The 2,077-nt window shown below is 34.8% G+C and carries 3 protein-coding genes; 2 read left to right on the forward strand and 1 reads right to left on the reverse strand.

Translation table 11 applies throughout. From position 1 onward, the window contains the following. Positions 1 to 570: 570 nt before the first annotated feature. Complete coding sequence (locus L6Q46_RS13720; protein ID WP_291284782.1) at positions 571 to 897, reverse strand: hypothetical protein; 327 nt, start codon at positions 895 to 897, stop codon at positions 571 to 573. A gap of 159 nt (positions 898 to 1,056) precedes the next feature. Here L6Q46_RS13720 and L6Q46_RS13725 point away from each other — a divergent pair, with 159 nt between their 5' ends. Next, a complete protein-coding gene (locus L6Q46_RS13725) occupies positions 1,057 to 1,263 on the forward strand; it encodes a helix-turn-helix transcriptional regulator (protein WP_144333747.1) in 207 nt (68 codons plus the stop codon). A gap of 56 nt (positions 1,264 to 1,319) precedes the next feature. Further along, the gene (locus L6Q46_RS13730) at positions 1,320 to 2,003 is read left to right on the forward strand and encodes a DUF4145 domain-containing protein (RefSeq protein ID WP_291284783.1); all 684 of its coding nucleotides are present in this window, start codon (positions 1,320 to 1,322) and stop codon (positions 2,001 to 2,003) included. Positions 2,004 to 2,077 lie beyond the last annotated feature (74 nt).

Raw genomic sequence — 2,077 nt, forward strand, 5'->3', positions numbered from 1 at the left:
AATAACTGCCCACCAACTAGTGGGCAGTTAGCATTTTATTCGGTCAAAATTTAGCGTCAAAACATAATAAAAAGTTAGTTGCCCACCTCTAAGTGGGCAGTTAGCGTTTTTTTAAGCAATTTTCGGTTCAAAGGGATAATAAAAAACTAGTTGCCCACCATTTAGTGGGCAGTTAGCATTTTATTCGGTCAAATTCGGGTTCAACCCATAATAAAACGTTAGTTGCCCACCTCCAAGTGGGCAGTTAGTGTTTTTTTAGGCAATTTTTGGTTCAAAGCGGTAATAAAAAATTAGTTGCCCACTATTTGGTGGGCAGTTATGATTTTATTCATTTAGAGTCGTTTTCAAAACAGAATAAAAATCTACTTGCACCACCTTTCATGGGGCAAGTAACTTTTTATTAGGCAGTTTACCAATTTTCAAGGTTAAAAAATATTAGTTGCACCACCTAACCTGGGGCAAATAGAATTTTATTTCTCAAAATCGGGTTTCGAAAGGGAATAAAAATACAGATGCCCCGGCACACGTGGTGCAAGTAGAAAAAAATGCAATGATGAGATTTATGAACACTTAGGATTTACTCAATTGCTTCAAATACTTCTTGAGTTCCAAAGCCAGCCAGTTGTAAATCTCAGTTGCTAACCGTTCGAAAGATTCGTTGTCATTGAATGCAATTTCGGTAACATGGTAAGCACGATCGCAATACTCGTCCGTTAAATGGTCCAATCGCCTATCGTTCAGATTCAATCCCATTAGCGAGAAAACGGATCGGGAAATATCCAACATACCATTCTCATGATCGAACCCCAACAGGTTTAAACCTAAAACGGTGTGTTGGTGTCTTAAATCGTCTTTTATCAATTGAATGATTACCTTTTTTGGAGTTTTTTTCTGCATGGCTCATAAATTTTGCTTAAAAATATTCATTTTATGCTTTTAAAGCAAATTAATACGATTATTTATATTCAAAAGAACCGTTTTAAGCTAAAAGTTGTGATTTTTCAATTGTTGAATTATGCTTATTTTGCTTCAAATTCTATCTATAGAGCATAATAAATGGATAAAAAAGCACAGAATCGCATCAAAGCTGTCTTAGCTGAGCAAGGTAAAACGAACAACTGGTTGGCAGAAGCTTTGGGTAAAAATCGAACAACGGTTTCCAAATGGTGTACAAACCAAATGCAACCGACTATTGAAACTCTATTTGAAGTTGCAGAAGCATTAGATGTAGATGTCCGTGAATTGTTGATTTCGACGAAATAAGAATCGAACCACAATTCGCTTTTTTAGACCACTTCCACTATTACTACCAAAATAAGATGTACATATTCGAGCATCCAAAAATCAAAGACCTATTTGATGTCTTACTTGAAAAACTTTTAGAAGAATCGGGACGTGGAGCAATTCTAATTGCCACTGCACACGCTGATGATTTCCTTACGGAGTTAATCGTAGCTACTTTTCCAAATGAGATTTCAAAAAAGGATAAGGAAAGGCTTTTGAATTATCCAGGTCATTTAAGTTCCTTTTCCGCTAAGATTGAATTGGCATTTGCTTTTCGAATAATAAATAAGAATTTGAGAGACAGTTTGAATGCACTTCGAAAAGTTCGAAACGATGCTGCACATAGCTCTTTACCTTTTGATTTGTTTGAGCTTCAACAAAAAATGGAGTCTGTTTACGATCTAGGAAATGATACTCCAATTGTAATTAGAAATGCGGCAACAAGAATGCTTGTGACCATGAAAATTGGTAAAATATCGGAATCATTCAAAAATGCGGGTTATTCGGATGAACAAAAAAATAAAGCATTAGAAGATTTACCAAATGATAAAAAGAGGATGGAAATCATCAATAAGCAAATACCACATTGGGAATTGATGTTTGGAATTTGTATGATTTGTGGAATGATTGTCGATTCAACTGAACGAATTACAAAGTTAAAAACTGGAATCAGTACATGGGATAATCTATTACCTCAAGAAAATTCGAATACTGATTGACTAATCTAAATACTCATGGAAGACAATAACCCATTAAAAGATATTTTACTACCAAAAACGAATGAAAATGAGGA

This window comes from Flavobacterium sp., from assembly GCF_023151265.1.
Classification (GTDB): Bacteria; Bacteroidota; Bacteroidia; order Flavobacteriales; family Flavobacteriaceae; genus Flavobacterium.